The organism is Brucella sp. NBRC 12953 (assembly GCF_040369775.1).
GTDB classification, from domain to species: Bacteria; Pseudomonadota; Alphaproteobacteria; order Rhizobiales; family Rhizobiaceae; genus Brucella; species Brucella pseudogrignonensis.
Genome location: NZ_BAABSV010000007.1, coordinates 120,509 through 135,090 on the forward strand (window position 1 = coordinate 120,509; position 14,582 = coordinate 135,090).

Sequence of the window (14,582 nt, forward strand, 5' to 3'; positions counted from 1 at the left end):
TCTCCATTCAGATCGACAGCTGCGAGCCTGATGTCGCTGTGGTAACAAGGCTGGTCAGATAGGGCTTTAATTCTTCAAGTTTCTCGGATGTGCACGAATGCCCCAGGGCCATGGGTTTTCCAGCTGCCTGCCACAACGCCACGTTCTCGGACCGGGTTGGATGGGTGGGAAGCCGGATCCAGGTTGCGCGCCCTTGTTCGAGCAAGGCCTGAGCCGGCGTGTTTTCGGGAACGTGTCCCGTCAATAGAACGGCTGCCTGTTCATCGACAGCTTGTCTAAGCGCCTCAATTGACGGCCCGGCACTGCCCATTCCGTCATATGTCATCAACGGGCAATCGGGCAAAGCAGATCCTTCCCGCCAGTCCAATGCTCGATCCAGTTTGCGCTGTAAGCTTCGCGCTGTTTGAGCAGACAGTGCATCCGGGACGTCGATCTGGGCAATCAGCGACCGGCGCATGTCGTGATGGATTGCGAAAGATCCGGGCAAAATCGCCATCAGCTCCAGCGGTTTCCCGGATAGCGGCACGGGAACAACCAGCTTGCCGCTGTGCGCGTTCATGAAATCTCCAATCTGGCCGATGCGATCGCGTGCAGAAACCGGGTCGCCACCATAGGAGGCGTCCAGAATGACGAGGTCACAGCGAGGCAATGCGTCCATGACGAAAACGGCGCTGTTTGGAACAACGTCCGCGCAATACACGACACGCTTTGATGGTGTGGTCACCGAAAACCAGACCCCGCCCGCCACATGTCCCGAGCGACCGGATGAAATCTCGCTGTCACCAATACGAATAGATTGCCCTGGCGTGAACAGTTTTATGCACGCGTCTTTCAGCGGATGCGCCCGCTGATGGGACGGATCAGCATATTGGTTCAACATCGCTTCCGCGTCTTCGTGCGTTTCCCGCGTCATGTAGAATGTGCCTTGAAATCCGCAGGCGCGAAGCCAGAACAACGCACCGATATGGTCTTCATGGGCGTGCGAGATGAACACCGCATCCAGCCCCGCAACATCGCGTTCGGCAATGGCCGGATAATAATCACGTCCTTTTGCCCCCACCTTGATGCCCGCGTCGAACAAAAGGCGGCAATCGCTGCGGATGCCGACGCTGGTTCGCCCCTTCTCGCCAAAACCGCCATAAAGATCGATCATCATAGCGCCGCTCCCTGGGGAATGACCCAGCCTGAATTGATCGCGATATGGATCGTTTCACCTTGCTGGCCGCCGACGCCATCGGCAAGATCAAATGTCAGTTCCGTGCTCGGGTGATCGAGAGGACAGGCTTCAATCCGTGCGCCGCCGCCGCGATAGATGCGGCGCCGGACTGTAAGCGCAATGCCCTTATCGTCGCACAACGCGATATTCTGCGATCTTATGCAGATTTTTGCGTCAGCTTGCACCCCCTGCCCCGGCACGCAGCGCATGAGTGCCTTCTGTCCAAACACCTCAACCGCACAGTGTCCATCCCTTTCCGCGCTGACGACTTGCGCGGGAAGCACCATGCCATTGGCAATGAACGAAGCCACCATCTCGCTCCGAGGCCGCTCATAAAGCTCCTGCGGCGTTGCGAATTGTATCAGTTTTCCCTTGTCCATCACCGCAATTCGGTCCGCCAACGCCATGGCTTCTGCCTGATCATGGGTGATGTAGACAATGGTTGTGCCTGTTCGTTTGTGAAAAGATGCAAACTCGTCCTCCATGGAAGCGCGCAGGTGCACATCCAGATTGGCGAGAGGCTCATCAAACAAAACCAAAGAAGGTGCTGCAACCAGACACCGCGCAAGCGCCACGCGCTGACGCTGACCACCCGACAGATTGGCGGGGCGCCGATCACCCAGGCCCGTGAGATCAACCAATGCCAGAGCTTCCGTCACCCGGCGGTCCAGTTCCGGCTTTGCAACGCGCGCAACGCGAAGACTGTAGCCGACGTTTTCCGCGACCGTCATATGCGGCCACAACGCGTAGTTCTGAAACACGATGCCGACCCGGCGGTTTTCCGGCTCAACATGCCTGTCGGCGGCCGACATGACATTGTCACCCACCAAGATTGCGCCGCTGGTGATCTTTTCAAAGCCGGCGATGGCACGCAATAGGGTGGTTTTTCCGCAGCCTGACGGTCCGAGAACCGCTACAAACTCACCATTCTTGATGTCCATCGTCACATCGGAAAGCGCATCGAAGTTTCCGAAGCTTTTGGTGACCTTGTTAATATTTAATCCCGCCATGGGAGCACTCCATCAGGCAGACGCCGCGCGAACAGGTTCGTCGACAGCATGAGAAAGATTGTGACCACGATTGTTACAATCGACGTGGCCGCGGCATAGGTGGAATCGCCCCCCTGTTCGAAGGAGAAGATGACCACACCGATTGTTTCAGAGCCTGACGCCCACAAAAGAGCAGATACCGTCAGTTCACTGAACGCGGTCAGAAAGATGAGAACACCACCGGCAAGCGTCGCGGGCGCGACAAGGGGAAAAATGATCGTCCGCAAGCGCATGAACAAAGATGCGCCTGCGACCTGGGCTGCCTCTTCGAGAGACCGGTCAATCTGGTGGAGCCCGCTCACAGTCGGTCGTAAGGCAAGGACAAAGAAGCGCGCAAGATAGGCGTATAAAATGATCCAGATCGTGTTGTAGATATGAAAGCCGAACAGCGGTACGGGCTTTAGAAACAGCAGCAGCGACGCAATCGCCATCACAACACCAGGCAACGCATAAGGCAGCTCAGCAGTCAGATTGAACAGTCTGGTCCACCAGCGCTTCCGCCAGGTCGTAATATAGGCCAGGGGTACAGCGATCAGCACGGCGAAAAATGTTGCCGCAAGCGACAGTCCAAAACTGTTGAGAAACGCCCGTTTGGTTGCAGCGTGTTCGAACAGGATGAAGGAATAGTTCGACAATGTCAGGCTTTGCCAAGTCAACGATGTGCCATAGGCACTGACGAGTGAAGTCAGGACAAGGCCAAGGATTGGCAATCCAAGCACCGCAATGACAATCAGCATCATCACGATCTCGGTCCATATCCTGTAGCCTCCGAGTTCAAACGGACTCGCCGGAAGCGATGTGGAGGCGATCCGGTAATCACGCCAGCGGGAAACATAATCCTGCGCGACGATCCCGGCGATCGCGATGACGCCGATCAAAGTCGACAAGGTTGCGACATCGCTGAGCACAGCAGGACCGCCACCGCTCAACCGCTGGTAGATCAAGGTTGGCAGCACAAGATAGTTGGCGGGGATCCCCAGAAAGGCCGGAATGCCAAAATTTCCAACACAGGACACGAAAGTCAGAGCGGTCGCTCCAATGATCGACGGCGCCATCAGGGGAATAATGATTGTCCGTAGAACGGTCAGTTTCTTTGCACCACTGCTCAACGCAGCTTCAATCAGTTCACGGGGCAGCTTCCGCAGTCCCGCTCTGACGATTAGAAACACCAGGGGTCCATACTGAACACCAAGAAGCGCAATGATCCCGGTGGATGAATAAAGCGGATTGCGGGATCCCAGTGGCGGGGCCATACCGATCATCTTGAGGAAGGGGCTCGCCGGACCGAACAATTGCAGCCAGGCGAGCGCTGTCACCTGCGGCGCGATCAGCAGCGGGGTGACATAAAGGAAGATGAAAACCGCCCGTCCGCGAATATCGGTCAGACTGACGAGCAGAGCAACACTGGTTCCCAATACCACCGCAAAAAGGGTCCCAAAAATTCCGACATAGATCGAATTCCAGGTCGCAGTCCAGGTCGCAGACGAGGAAAAGACCCGGCTCATTGCCTCCAATGCCGTGCCGTGAGCCGGGAACACAACCTCGACAAGCAAGCGCCCCATTGGCAGAAGCGAAAGCAGCGCCACGACAATGATCGTCACGGCGATCAGAGCCCTGTCCCGGCCCTGACCGCTGGTTACAGCGATTTTCTGCATCTGTCTCTGGTCCTAGCCGCCGAACATTTCTGTGAAACGCGATTTGTCGGCATCCGTGTTCTTCAGAACCTTCTGCGTATCGATCGGCATGATCTTCACAGTCAAGCCGTCCGGAAGCCATGCGGGCTTTCCGACCGATGTCTTAGCCGGCAAATAACCCTGTTTGAGCGCAAGTTCCTGCCCCGCATCGGAGAGGATGAAACGGATGAATTTCTTGGCGTCCTCGGCATTCTTGCTCGAGGACAGAATGGCGACGGGTTCGGTGACCGCAGGAACCCCTTCATCCGGAAAGACAAACTCGACCGGAGAGCCTTTCGCCTTGGCGTTAAGCGCCATGAAATCAACCAGGATCCCATAGGGTTTTTCCCCGCTGGCAATGGATTTAAGCACTGCACCATTGCCACGGACGCTCACAACTTCATTCGCCTTCAAGGCGTCAAAGAACTTCCAACCAAGACCGTCACTGGCAACAAACCCACTGAGAAGGAAAGCTGCCGCTCCCGAATAAAGGGGGCTCGGCATGACAACCATCCCCTTATATTCCGGCTTTTCCAAATCGGACCAATGTTGAGGCTTCTGCTCTGCGGCAGAGTTGTAGGCAATGCCCGTGGTAATCAACTTGCTGCCAAAGTAATATTTATCAGGATCAAATGAACCCGCTTCAAACCCGTCGAGACTTGCCTCGGGAAACTGCAACAAGCGCTTGTCGGCTTTCAGGCTTTCCATACTGACGGCGTCGGCAATCAGAAGCACATCGGCTTGGGGAGCGCCGGCGGAAAATTCAGCAGCAAGCTTGCTCATAATATCGCTGGTCCCAGAACGGTAGACCTGAACCTCCACGTCTGGATTAAGCTTCTTGAATTCTTCAACCGTTCGTGCTGCGTCGGCATCCGGTTGCGATGTGTAAAGCGTCAGCGTTCCAGCGAATGCGGTCCCGGCCATCATCAGACCGACAAATCCTGCCGTGAGGATGCTCATCCCCCAGGTCATTTTCTTCATGGCTTCCTCCCTTAGGAACGACGTGAGACGGCGTTCCTGTTCCTCCCTGTCGCGGGACATTGTTCACGTCCTCGGTAATCATAATAGTGTTCATTTGTTCTTTGTCAAATACAATTGAACAGTTGACGACAGGGGGAGAGTTGTTGCTATAGATCGACGGGTAACGGAAAAACCGGGGAGCGAACGGCAGAAATGGCAGGCAAGAACTGGCCGTTGAGATCCTCTGATCTCAAAGTGAAGACCGTCTGGCTCTACTATGTTGAGGGCATGACCCAGGAGCAGATCGCCGAGCAGCTGGGTGTCAGTCGCGTCAAGATCATGCGCACGCTGGCGGCTGCAACGTCGGAAGGCATTGTTGTCACACGGATCAATGCCGCAACAGCCGAGCAGGTCGAACTGGAACGTCGACTTGAGAAAAGATGGGGGCTCGCATCGGCGATTGTTGTACCCACGCCAGACAATGACGGCAACCTGGAGAAGGTCCTCGGCAATGCCGTCGCTTCCTATCTTGATCAGGAAATGCAGGATGGAATGACGCTGGCTATCGGCGGGGGTGCCACGCTCTACGCCTGCGTTCAATTCCTTGAACATCGAAAGCTCAATGATGCTTGCGTTGTCGCCTTGGTGGGAAGCCTTCCGCATTCACGCTGGATCAATCCATCCGTTGTCGCGGCAAAGGTCGCAGAAGCTTACCAGGTCGACAGTTACCAGATCACCGCACCGGTCATCCTAGACGAACAGGGCCTTCGCAACCTGCTGTGGCGGCAGACAGAACTTCGAGGTTTGAAGGAGCGCGCGGCAAAAGCTGACATCGCTCTTCTGACGGTCGGTGAAATCTCAGAAGATGCCACAATCTTTCGCCATGGCATTGTGCCATCCGACCTCATCAGCCCTTTGCAGGCTTGTGGCGCAGTCGCCAATATTCTGTGTTACTTCGTGGATGAAAATGGACAACTCGTCGATCATGAAATCAATCAGCGGGTGATGTCCATCGAGCTGAGCACGGTCGCGGCCGTCGAACGGGTCGTGCTCGCGGCGGGAGGACCGACGAAAGTCACTGCGATGAAGGCCGCACTGAAAATCGTGAAAGCAAGCGTGCTTATTACCGACAGCCAAACAGCAGCCGCTCTGTTGCAAGACGAATGGTGATGCCGCAAGTGGTGAATTGCTTGTCGCCAACCGGCTAAACTTTGCGACTCCGAAGGAAATCGACAAGTCCGACATGGGTGATCGCTTCAAACTCGCGGGTGGCCTGATCGAATTGGCGTCGCTGTGTCTGCATCATCAGCAGTACTGCGCGCATTTCTGAGGAAACGCCGAACCGTTCCCAACGCTTCGCGACATGCGTGGCGATTCCTGCGGCATGACAAAAATCGGCTATCGTGCTGTATCCAAGTTCCGCCAGCGCGGCTCTCAGTTCAGGCGCGGACATGCGTTCTTCAACGGCATGGTCGTGCAGACGCTCAGCAACAAGCTGGATATCTCGCGGCGACGATTCAGCTATTTTGGTCAGAAATCCTCCGACTTCAGTCAGCAGTCTTGACACTTTAAGATCTCCTCAAATTTAAATCCTCCTGACGATTTAATGGGAGTATCAGGGGTGATCGGACAATAGTCTGACCCGCAATCAAGCGCAATCATAATCGCGATGCAGGGTAGCAGGGCAAGCCGAGTGTTTGGCGATGAGGATGCAGGATTGTCTCGGCAAAACTGGCTCCTTATCCTCAGACCCTGACAGCGTCAGGCAAACGGAATCCGAGCCGCTTGACCGCTCTTGAAGCATCACTGTCCTTTGCCGCAACACTTGCCTGCCTCTCGCCGCGTCATCGCTTCCAAGCGCAGCGAAGCCGTGACATGTGGATTGGCGGTTGGTGATGGTGATCATCGCGCTAGGGTCCTGCAACCGAGGTGCTGCGTCTCAAAAGACAGATATCTGCCGGTCGCCAAACAAGCGCAGTTCGTATTCCAACTCGATTGTTGGTGCTGTTCTTTCCAGCAATGGCGCGCAATCCTATTCGCAGACAGGCCGATCTTGCACGGCTCAGTGATGGCGGCGCCACGCAAATGCTGGCACCACGCCCTGAATCGTTGTTTTTGACCTTTGATGGCGCACCGGCTCAATCATCGGCACAATTGCTGTCAGAGTGATCGCTGGCGATGATAAAATTCACGAAAGCGCACCCCTCACTTCAGCAGACTTTCAGCCTGGATTGCAATCCGCCTCCCCGATCACGATCGACAGACGCACCAGCTCGGCAAGAGAACCCGCCTGCATTTTCTGCATCACATGGGCCCGGCGGACCTTCACGGTGATTTCCTTGATGCCGAGTTGCCCGGCAATCTGCTTGTTGAGAAGCCCCTGGACCACCAACCCGAAAACGTCGCGTTCACCCGGCGTCAGGTTCTGCCATCGTTTCGATATTTCCAGACGAATGCTTTCGTTTTGCAGGCGTTTCTTCTCAGCATCGAGTGCACCATGGACAGCATCCAGCAAATCATGCTCGCGAAAAGGCTTCGACAGGAAATCCACCGCTCCGTCTCTCATCGCTTTCACACCCATCGCAATATCACCGTGACCAGTGATAAAGATGACAGGCATCTCAATGCCAAGACCTGCCATCTGAGCGAAGAACTCTGTCCCTGTCTGAACCGGCATCCTGACATCCAGGATCAGGCAAGCCGGACCGGGCGACCGCGGATGGTCCAGAAACTCACGCACGGAGGAAAAGCTCACCGCTGTCATACCGATCGAGGCGAACAGGTCATCGAGGCCTTGCCGGACGGAGCGATCATCGTCGATGATGTAAACAACCCCATTGTGTTCTTGGCTCGCGGACATGCTCATCCTTTTCCTGCGACTGGAACTTCCACCACAAAACTCGCACCCTTGGGGTCTGCGCCTTGTATTCCATTGGCGTTCACCCAGATGCGACCGCCATTCGCCTCGATGATCGTGCGGCTGATGGTCAATCCCAGGCCGAAGCCATCCTTTTTTGTCGTCCAGAAGGCGTCGAAAAGCCGCTCACGGGTGGTAGTCGACAAGCCCGGCCCCGTATCAGCGATTGTAAATCGCAGAGTGCGGTTATCACCGGACGACGACGCTATCCATAAGCGACGTTGGCTCTTTTCAGTCTGCGCCATCGCTTCGATCGCATTGAGGATCAGATTGCCAAAAACCTGCTGGATCTGCACTCTGTCCGCCGACGCGGCCGGCAATGCTTCAGCAAGCTCGATTTCGAAATGAATATTATTTCGATAAAGCTCGGCAGCAGCAAGCGCGACCATCTCACGAATAGCCGTGTTAAAGTCAAAGCTTGCAACCTGCGGCTTGTCGCCCTTTGACAATCGTCGAACGCGGTCGAGTATTTCGCTGGCACGATGTGAATCGAACGATATACGTTCAAGCGCTGCCATTGCACGCTCAACATTCGGCGGGCATTGTGCGAGCCAACGCTGACCAGCGCCCGCGCTGGTTTCAATCGCAACCAGCGGCTGGCTCACTTCATGCGCGATTGAACCCGTCAACTGCCCCAAGGTCGTCAGGCGAGCAAGGCGCAACAGACGCTCACGCGTCTGATATGTCTCTGCCTCAGCACCCACCAGTTTCAAGCCCAGATAGGCCGTACAGGCAATGGCGAGAATGCTGATCAAGGTATTGATGGCTCCGACATCGTAAGAGCCTGATCGCGTCAGAAAGAAGCTCACAATGGTCAAAATGATACAGCTTGCCGCGACACCAATGACCGTGCGATGCGAAAATACGCGGGTGGAAACCAGCACGACCGCAGTATAGAAAACGGCAGCCGCGATGGCATAATCCGTGAGAGTATCAAAAATGAATATCGCCGCACTGACAATCGAAAGAGCCACAGATGTTGCAAGCATCTGCGGCGACAAAGGGCGATAGATTTTCTTTCCCATTCATATCTTCCGTTCAAACCGCAAGGGCGGCGGTTGCCTGAGACCCGACCGCATCACCGCATCGGTTTTACCACGATCCGTCCATAAGCATACGGACAGATTTTGCGTGCACACGCGTCGCCACGCGCAAGAGGAAGCCTGTCTGCGCTTGATTAACAACGCCAAAGCGCGACAGCGCGTAAGTCGCACTCGCAAGCGTCGTCGCCAGTAAACACAACATCCAGCATAAAAGTCGATGCGGGTGATGTTTGATCCCTGGCCAGGGTCGTTTCTGCCGCGAAGGAAATGGCGTGCGCTGCCGCTTCGGGTCGTTTCTCTTGAAGCGTTTTCCTCCACCGCCCGGTGTCCGCTCCTGACCAGGGGGCGCAAAGGCGGAAGTGAATCCAGTGGTCATGTTTGTTCTCCTGAGAGTGTTGTGAAGCGTGGAGAGAAGACCAGAATTGATTCCGGTCTTCTCGATTGATGCGACTGCTTCACCCTCAAGGTCTCATCCAGCCATCATCATGCGACCCAGATCTTAAACTTAAGGCTGAAGCGCCCCGGTTAGCACCCAGGTTCAGAACCCAGGTTAGAACCATTGACCAAAGCGGCGGATGTAGAAGGTCTTCATCGTCTGCGCCACGACACAATAGGCAAACAAGGTGCCTGCAAGCCATGGAAAGTATTCCCATGGAAGCGGCTGCAGTCCCACCATCGCCCCCAAAGGCGAGAAAGGAATGTAAATGCCCATTGCCATGATGAGGCCGGTCATCAGCATGACGGGCAGCGCAGCCGTGCTCTGGATGAATGGTATTTTCTGTGTGCGCAGCATATGCACAACCAGCGTCTGAGACAGCAGCCCCTCAATGAACCAGCCCGATTGAAACAGCGACTGCATTTCAGGTGCGTTGGCGGCAAACACATACCACATCAGTGCAAAGGTCGTGATGTCAAAGATCGATGAGGTTGGTCCGATCCAGATCATGAAGCGACCAATATTCTTGGCATCCCACTTGCGCGGCTTGGCAAGAAACTCCTTATCCATGCGGTCCCATGGCAACGACAGTTGCGAGATGTCATACATCAGGTTCTGAATCAGCAGATGGATCGCAAGCATCGGTAGAAACGGAATGAACGCGCTCGCCACCAGCACCGAAAATACGTTGCCGAAGTTCGAACTCGCCGTCATGTTGAGGTACTTGATGATGTTGCCAAAGGTCTCGCGGCCCTTGATAACCCCTTCTTCCAGCACCATCAGGCTTTTTTCAAGCAGAATGATATCGGCAGACTCCTTTGCGATATCAGTGCCGCTGTCGACCGAAATGCCGACATCGGCGTCACGCAATGCAGGCGCATCGTTGATACCGTCGCCGAGAAAGCCGACCGTATGACCATTGGCCTGCAGCGCTTTGAGCACACGCGATTTCTGCAAGGGGGTCAGCTTCGCAAAAACCGTCGTTTGTTCAACGGTGACACGCAGGGCCTCATCACTCATTTTTTCGATTTCACGGCCAAGGATTGGCGTCGCCGGTTCAAGCCCGACTTCGCGACAGATCTTCGCCGTCACCACCTCATTGTCTCCCGTCAGAACTTTGACGGCCACGCCATGTTCGGCCAAGGCTGCCAGCGCCGGACGGGCGGTCTCCTTTGGCGGATCAAGAAAAGTGAGCAAGCCCTGAACCACCAGTTCTTTTTCATCTGATATCCCATAGCGCGCCATGGTTTGTGTCGCCGCAATCTCTCGCGTGGCAATGACGAGCACACGGAAGCCATCTCGATTATAGTCACGAGCACGTTCAATCAGCGCATCACGGCGTGCATCGTCGAGCGGCACGAGCTGATTGCCATCGCGGACCGCGGTGGAGATCGCCAACATTTCCTCAACAGCGCCTTTGCAGACCAGCAGATGTTCGCCCTGCCGGCCTTCAACGACAACGGAAAGACGACGACGCACAAAGTCGAAAGGCAACTCATCGATCTTGTTGTAGAACCGTACGGATGCCGCCAGCGAAGGCGCAGCGTCTGCAAAGCGGACAACGGCCTGGTCCATGAGGTTTCTCACACCGCTTTGATGCGCGCTGTTCAGCCATGCCAGACGCAGAACATTCTCATCCCGAACGCCGTTCGTATCGACATGATGCTCAAGAATAATCTTGTCCTGCGTCAATGTCCCGGTTTTGTCCGTGCACAGCACATCCATTGCGCCAAAATTCTGGATCGCATTGAGGCGTTTCACCACGACCTTGCGCCGCGCCATTGCTATGGCGCCCTTGGCGAGGTTGGACGAGACGATCATTGGCAGCATTTCAGGTGTCAGACCGACAGCTACGGCGAGAGCGAACATGAATGCATCCGGCCAATCGCCCTTGGTGAAGCCATTGATCAACAGCACGATCGGCACCATCACCAGCATGAAACGGATCAACAACCAGCTCACACTGTTGACACCGCGATCAAAGGCCGTCTCCGCACGAGATCCGACAATGGCTTTCGCAAGCGATCCAAAATAGGTACGGGCGCCGGTTGCAACCACCACGGCCGTCGCCGTACCGCTGACGACATTGGTCCCCATGAAGCAGACAGTAGGCAGATCGAGCATGTCTGTCAGATCGCCCGAAGCGGCTGTGGCATGCGCGGATTTTTCTGCGACGGCACCCAGCGTATCGTATTTCTCAACCGGCAACGCCTCGCCGGTGAGTGCTGCCTGGCTGACGAAGAGATCGCGTGATTCAAGCAGCCGCACATCGGCAGGGATCATGTCACCGGCAGACAGCTTCAAGATATCGCCGGCAACAAGCTCTGCCATCGGGATCTCTACCGTCTGGCCTTTGGCATGCGGGGCTACCCCACCCTGCTTTTGACGCAGCACCGTTGCCGTTGTGCGAACCATTGCCTTGAGCGCATCCGCGGCTTTTCCGGAGCGAAATTCCTGCCAGAAACGCAGCAATGCGCTGAGAATAACCATCGTCATGATGATCGTGACGCCCGTATATTCTGCTTCTTCACCCTGATGCAGCGGCAGGATGATGTCGGTCACACTGGAAATAGCGGCCAGCAGCACCAGAACAGCGATAAAGGGGTTCTTGAAGGCCATCAAAAACTGGAAAAGCGGGTGCAGACGCTTTTCATGCGCCACATGATTAGGTCCGTCTTTGATGAGCCGTTCTCGTGCTTGCGCCTCGGTGAGACCGTTCAGGCTGGTTTTGAAGTTGGCAAGGGTCGTATCGACGCTGTTTTGCGCCTCGCGCACGGCACGCATCGAGAGTTTTCTGTCATCCTTGCGTGCGCTTAAGGGATGGGGCTGTTTCACGGTTACATTCATGTCTTTATCCTCATGCCGCAACAGACGGCTTGGACACAGACATGCCCACCCGGTTAAAGGATGTGCACCACCATGCCGTAGCGTCGAAGCGACGTCCGGTTCACTTGGGAGTATAAGGCGTGCGAAGTCCGCTCAGGCCGCATCCGATATGCAAACTGAGCGGACATACTGGGGTCGTCATCCATTGTTTCAGTCCTTTGTTGAGACTCTATCGTCTTCATGATCACCATCAGGCAGGCTTGGCTTTCGCTTCGAGCAGAGCCAGAAGCGGGCAACCGTGCCTGCTGCAAGCAAAATGGTTGCGCCTGTCAGCGCAACGCTCTCAAGGCCCCTGCTCACCCGTGCACGCGGTGTGATGCCCTGTTCTGCTGGCTGGCCGCAAGGATAAGTCCAAAGCGCTCCAGAACGGGCAATGCCTGATAGGAGGCGATGTCTTCAGGGTCGGTGGTCCAATGGCACTCGACCTGTCCATTTTTGGGGTTGACGTGCCAGATGGCTGTCAGCCTGGCAGGCTTGCTTGTCGCGTCTTCGATGCAAGCACGGCCTGAAAAAGCATCGTTACCCGGCTGATTTTTACGAAGACTGGCGCGACGCAGCGCAGAGCGCATGCCCATGACAAAGCACGCACCAAACTTGGCGATTGTCGTAATATTCATCTCTTACCTCATGACGCGCCACTCAAGGCGTCTGCGTAAGAGCTTCCATCAACTCTTGCCAGACCACCCCAGTGGCGACCGCTTTCGACTACTGTCGCTGGACATTGTGGTTTCCTGTGTTGAGAGCCAAACCCTTGGCTCAGACAAATTGTCATTACCAGAAGCATCAATGGCAGACTACGCAAAAGCTGCGAGATCGCCAGGTGCGTTGGGCTATGCTGCCTATACCAAAGTATATTTGGAAATTTTTCCCAGGCTGCTTTAACCGGCAAGCAAGTCGCTTTGTCCGATCAGCAAAGCCGCAGAGACACGCGGGACCGGTCATGCGTCGGGTTATGTGAAAGACATGACGGCGAAGTGTGGGATCAATCCCGATCATTCAACAGCGCATCGGCGGATCAGCAGTTTCCGCTAAGAACTGCGCGGCCGCTTTAAGAAAAACAAGCATCATGTCACGGGAAGATGGCAACGCCGATCCAACCACTGTTCAGCTCAGAACGGGCGTGGGTTTGGGTGTCTTGCGCGGGATCGCCATGGCAACAGCACGGACGGCACCCTTTTTTCAAATTGGTCAGAATTCCTGCCCTGACCGCCAACACGTGCCCGCTCGGCTCTGGGCCGACTGTGGTGGGCCTAAGCGGCAACGAAACAACGCTCTGCAATGCGACGCGGACAGCAGGCCCAGGCATATTTTGGGCGCTGTCCGCTTCAGAATCTTTCCGAGGTAGCCGAAAATCGATGCGCGACCTATAGCGTTTCCGTGACCTTGCTGAGATTCATCGGAGTATCAGGATTTAACCCACGGGCCTGCGCGATTTGTTCAATACAACCATAATAGGCCCCCAGTCCGACCAGCGGGTCCAACAGAGTGTTGCCTGTGGCAGCCGTCGGAATGGTTTTTTCCGGCACGATGCCTTCACCAATTGTCACGACATCTCCGCCCAACGCGATCAATCTTTCAACAGCCTGCCGACCGGCATTATAGGCTTCATCCCGATTAAGAAATGCCAGCACTGGAAAACCACCATGGATGAGCCGGATCGGGCCGTGCATCACCTCAGCGAGCGAAAAGGCTTCTGCGTGGATGCTGCAGGTCTCTTTGGCTTTTAATGCTGCTTCCAATGCCACCGCAAAGCCGGTTCCGCGTCCAACCACATACATTTCGTTGATTGCTGCAAGGCGAGAAACCAAAGCGGGATCGACGGTTGAACGGGTGGTCAGTTCCAGCGCTTCCGGCAATCGTGCCAGGGCGTTTTGGTGCGCCTGATCCCGCGTTATTGCTGCGGTAACGGCGGCAAGGGCCGCTGCAGCCGCGATGCATGATTTTGTCGCTGCAACGCTTTGTTCTTTGCCGGCGTGCAGGTTTAAAATAATATCTGCCTGTTTTGCCAGAGGACTATCGGTTACATTGACCACTGCCACGGTGATTGCCCCGCCCTGTTTGGCAGCTTTCTGCAGAGCCACGATGTCGGGGCTTGCGCCAGATTGTGACACCGTAAAGTGCAAACCGTCCTGCAATTGCAGCCGACCGTTGTAAACAGAGGTGACCGAAGGGCCAATCGACGCGACGGGCAAGCCAACACTGATTTCAAACAGATACTTGAAGAACGATGCAGCATGATCTGAAGATCCACGTGCAGCCGTTGTAATCACACGCGGGGCGCGCTGCTCAAAGATGCGCTTGATTTCGTGGATTGTCGCCGCTTCCTCGCTTAACAGGCGAGAAACCACGGAAGACGCCTCATTTGTTTCCTGGCGCATAAAGGATGTTGTAGCCATTGAAAC

Annotated in this window: 13 protein-coding genes; 2 read left to right on the forward strand and 11 right to left on the reverse strand. The window is 55.5% G+C overall.

What is annotated here, in order from left to right:
* Window positions 1–7: 7 nt before the first annotated feature.
* The 4 genes from ABWV94_RS17360 to ABWV94_RS17375 are packed head-to-tail and all read right to left on the reverse strand — an operon-like array spanning window position 8 to window position 4,898.
* Entirely contained in the window at window positions 8–1,156 is a 1,149-nt protein-coding gene (locus ABWV94_RS17360) for an MBL fold metallo-hydrolase (RefSeq protein ID WP_353414679.1), read from the reverse strand.
* Complete coding sequence (locus ABWV94_RS17365; protein WP_113497120.1) at window positions 1,153–2,226, reverse strand: ABC transporter ATP-binding protein; 1,074 nt, start codon at window positions 2,224–2,226, stop codon at window positions 1,153–1,155. Before ABWV94_RS17365 ends, ABWV94_RS17360 begins: the two co-directional genes overlap by 4 nt.
* Window positions 2,214–3,920 (reverse strand): ABC transporter permease, encoded by a 1,707-nt coding sequence (locus tag ABWV94_RS17370; RefSeq protein ID WP_113497122.1) that lies wholly within the window; start codon window positions 3,918–3,920, stop codon window positions 2,214–2,216. The genes ABWV94_RS17365 and ABWV94_RS17370 overlap by 13 nt, the downstream gene beginning before the upstream one ends.
* A gap of 12 nt (window positions 3,921–3,932) precedes the next feature.
* Window positions 3,933–4,898, reverse strand: coding sequence for an ABC transporter substrate-binding protein (locus ABWV94_RS17375; RefSeq protein ID WP_353414848.1), 966 nt, complete (start codon window positions 4,896–4,898; stop codon window positions 3,933–3,935).
* Window positions 4,899–5,111: 213 nt separating this feature from the next.
* Between ABWV94_RS17375 and ABWV94_RS17380 the strand changes: the two genes are divergently transcribed.
* A complete protein-coding gene (locus tag ABWV94_RS17380) occupies window positions 5,112–6,068 on the forward strand; it encodes a sugar-binding transcriptional regulator (protein ID WP_113497124.1) in 957 nt (318 codons plus the stop codon).
* Between the two features lie 34 nt (window positions 6,069–6,102).
* Here the strand turns inward: ABWV94_RS17380 and ABWV94_RS17385 are convergent, their stop codons facing one another.
* Window positions 6,103–6,465, reverse strand: coding sequence for a hypothetical protein (locus tag ABWV94_RS17385; protein WP_113497126.1), 363 nt, complete (start codon window positions 6,463–6,465; stop codon window positions 6,103–6,105).
* Window positions 6,466–6,827: 362 nt separating this feature from the next.
* Here ABWV94_RS17385 and ABWV94_RS17390 point away from each other — a divergent pair, with 362 nt between their 5' ends.
* Window positions 6,828–7,067, forward strand: coding sequence for a hypothetical protein (locus ABWV94_RS17390; protein WP_113497129.1), 240 nt, complete (start codon window positions 6,828–6,830; stop codon window positions 7,065–7,067).
* Between the two features lie 52 nt (window positions 7,068–7,119).
* On the opposite strand, the gene ABWV94_RS17395 is transcribed toward ABWV94_RS17390, so the two are convergent.
* The 6 genes from ABWV94_RS17395 to ABWV94_RS17420 all read right to left on the reverse strand — a co-directional run bounded on the left by ABWV94_RS17395 (window position 7,120) and on the right by ABWV94_RS17420 (window position 14,576).
* The gene (locus ABWV94_RS17395) at window positions 7,120–7,758 is read right to left on the reverse strand and encodes a response regulator transcription factor (protein ID WP_113497131.1); all 639 of its coding nucleotides are present in this window, start codon (window positions 7,756–7,758) and stop codon (window positions 7,120–7,122) included.
* A 2-nt stretch (window positions 7,759–7,760) separates the two neighbouring features.
* Complete coding sequence (locus ABWV94_RS17400; RefSeq protein WP_113497133.1) at window positions 7,761–8,840, reverse strand: sensor histidine kinase; 1,080 nt, start codon at window positions 8,838–8,840, stop codon at window positions 7,761–7,763.
* Window positions 8,841–8,907: 67 nt separating this feature from the next.
* Complete coding sequence (locus ABWV94_RS17405) at window positions 8,908–9,234, reverse strand: hypothetical protein (protein ID WP_353414684.1); 327 nt, start codon at window positions 9,232–9,234, stop codon at window positions 8,908–8,910.
* A 174-nt stretch (window positions 9,235–9,408) separates the two neighbouring features.
* On the reverse strand, window positions 9,409–12,141 hold the full coding sequence (mgtA, locus tag ABWV94_RS17410; RefSeq protein ID WP_353414686.1) for a magnesium-translocating P-type ATPase: 2,733 nt from the start codon (window positions 12,139–12,141) through the stop codon (window positions 9,409–9,411).
* A gap of 335 nt (window positions 12,142–12,476) precedes the next feature.
* Entirely contained in the window at window positions 12,477–12,797 is a 321-nt protein-coding gene (locus ABWV94_RS17415) for a hypothetical protein (RefSeq protein ID WP_113497137.1), read from the reverse strand.
* Window positions 12,798–13,544: 747 nt separating this feature from the next.
* Window positions 13,545–14,576, reverse strand: coding sequence for an SIS domain-containing protein (locus ABWV94_RS17420; protein WP_353414688.1), 1,032 nt, complete (start codon window positions 14,574–14,576; stop codon window positions 13,545–13,547).
* Window positions 14,577–14,582 lie beyond the last annotated feature (6 nt).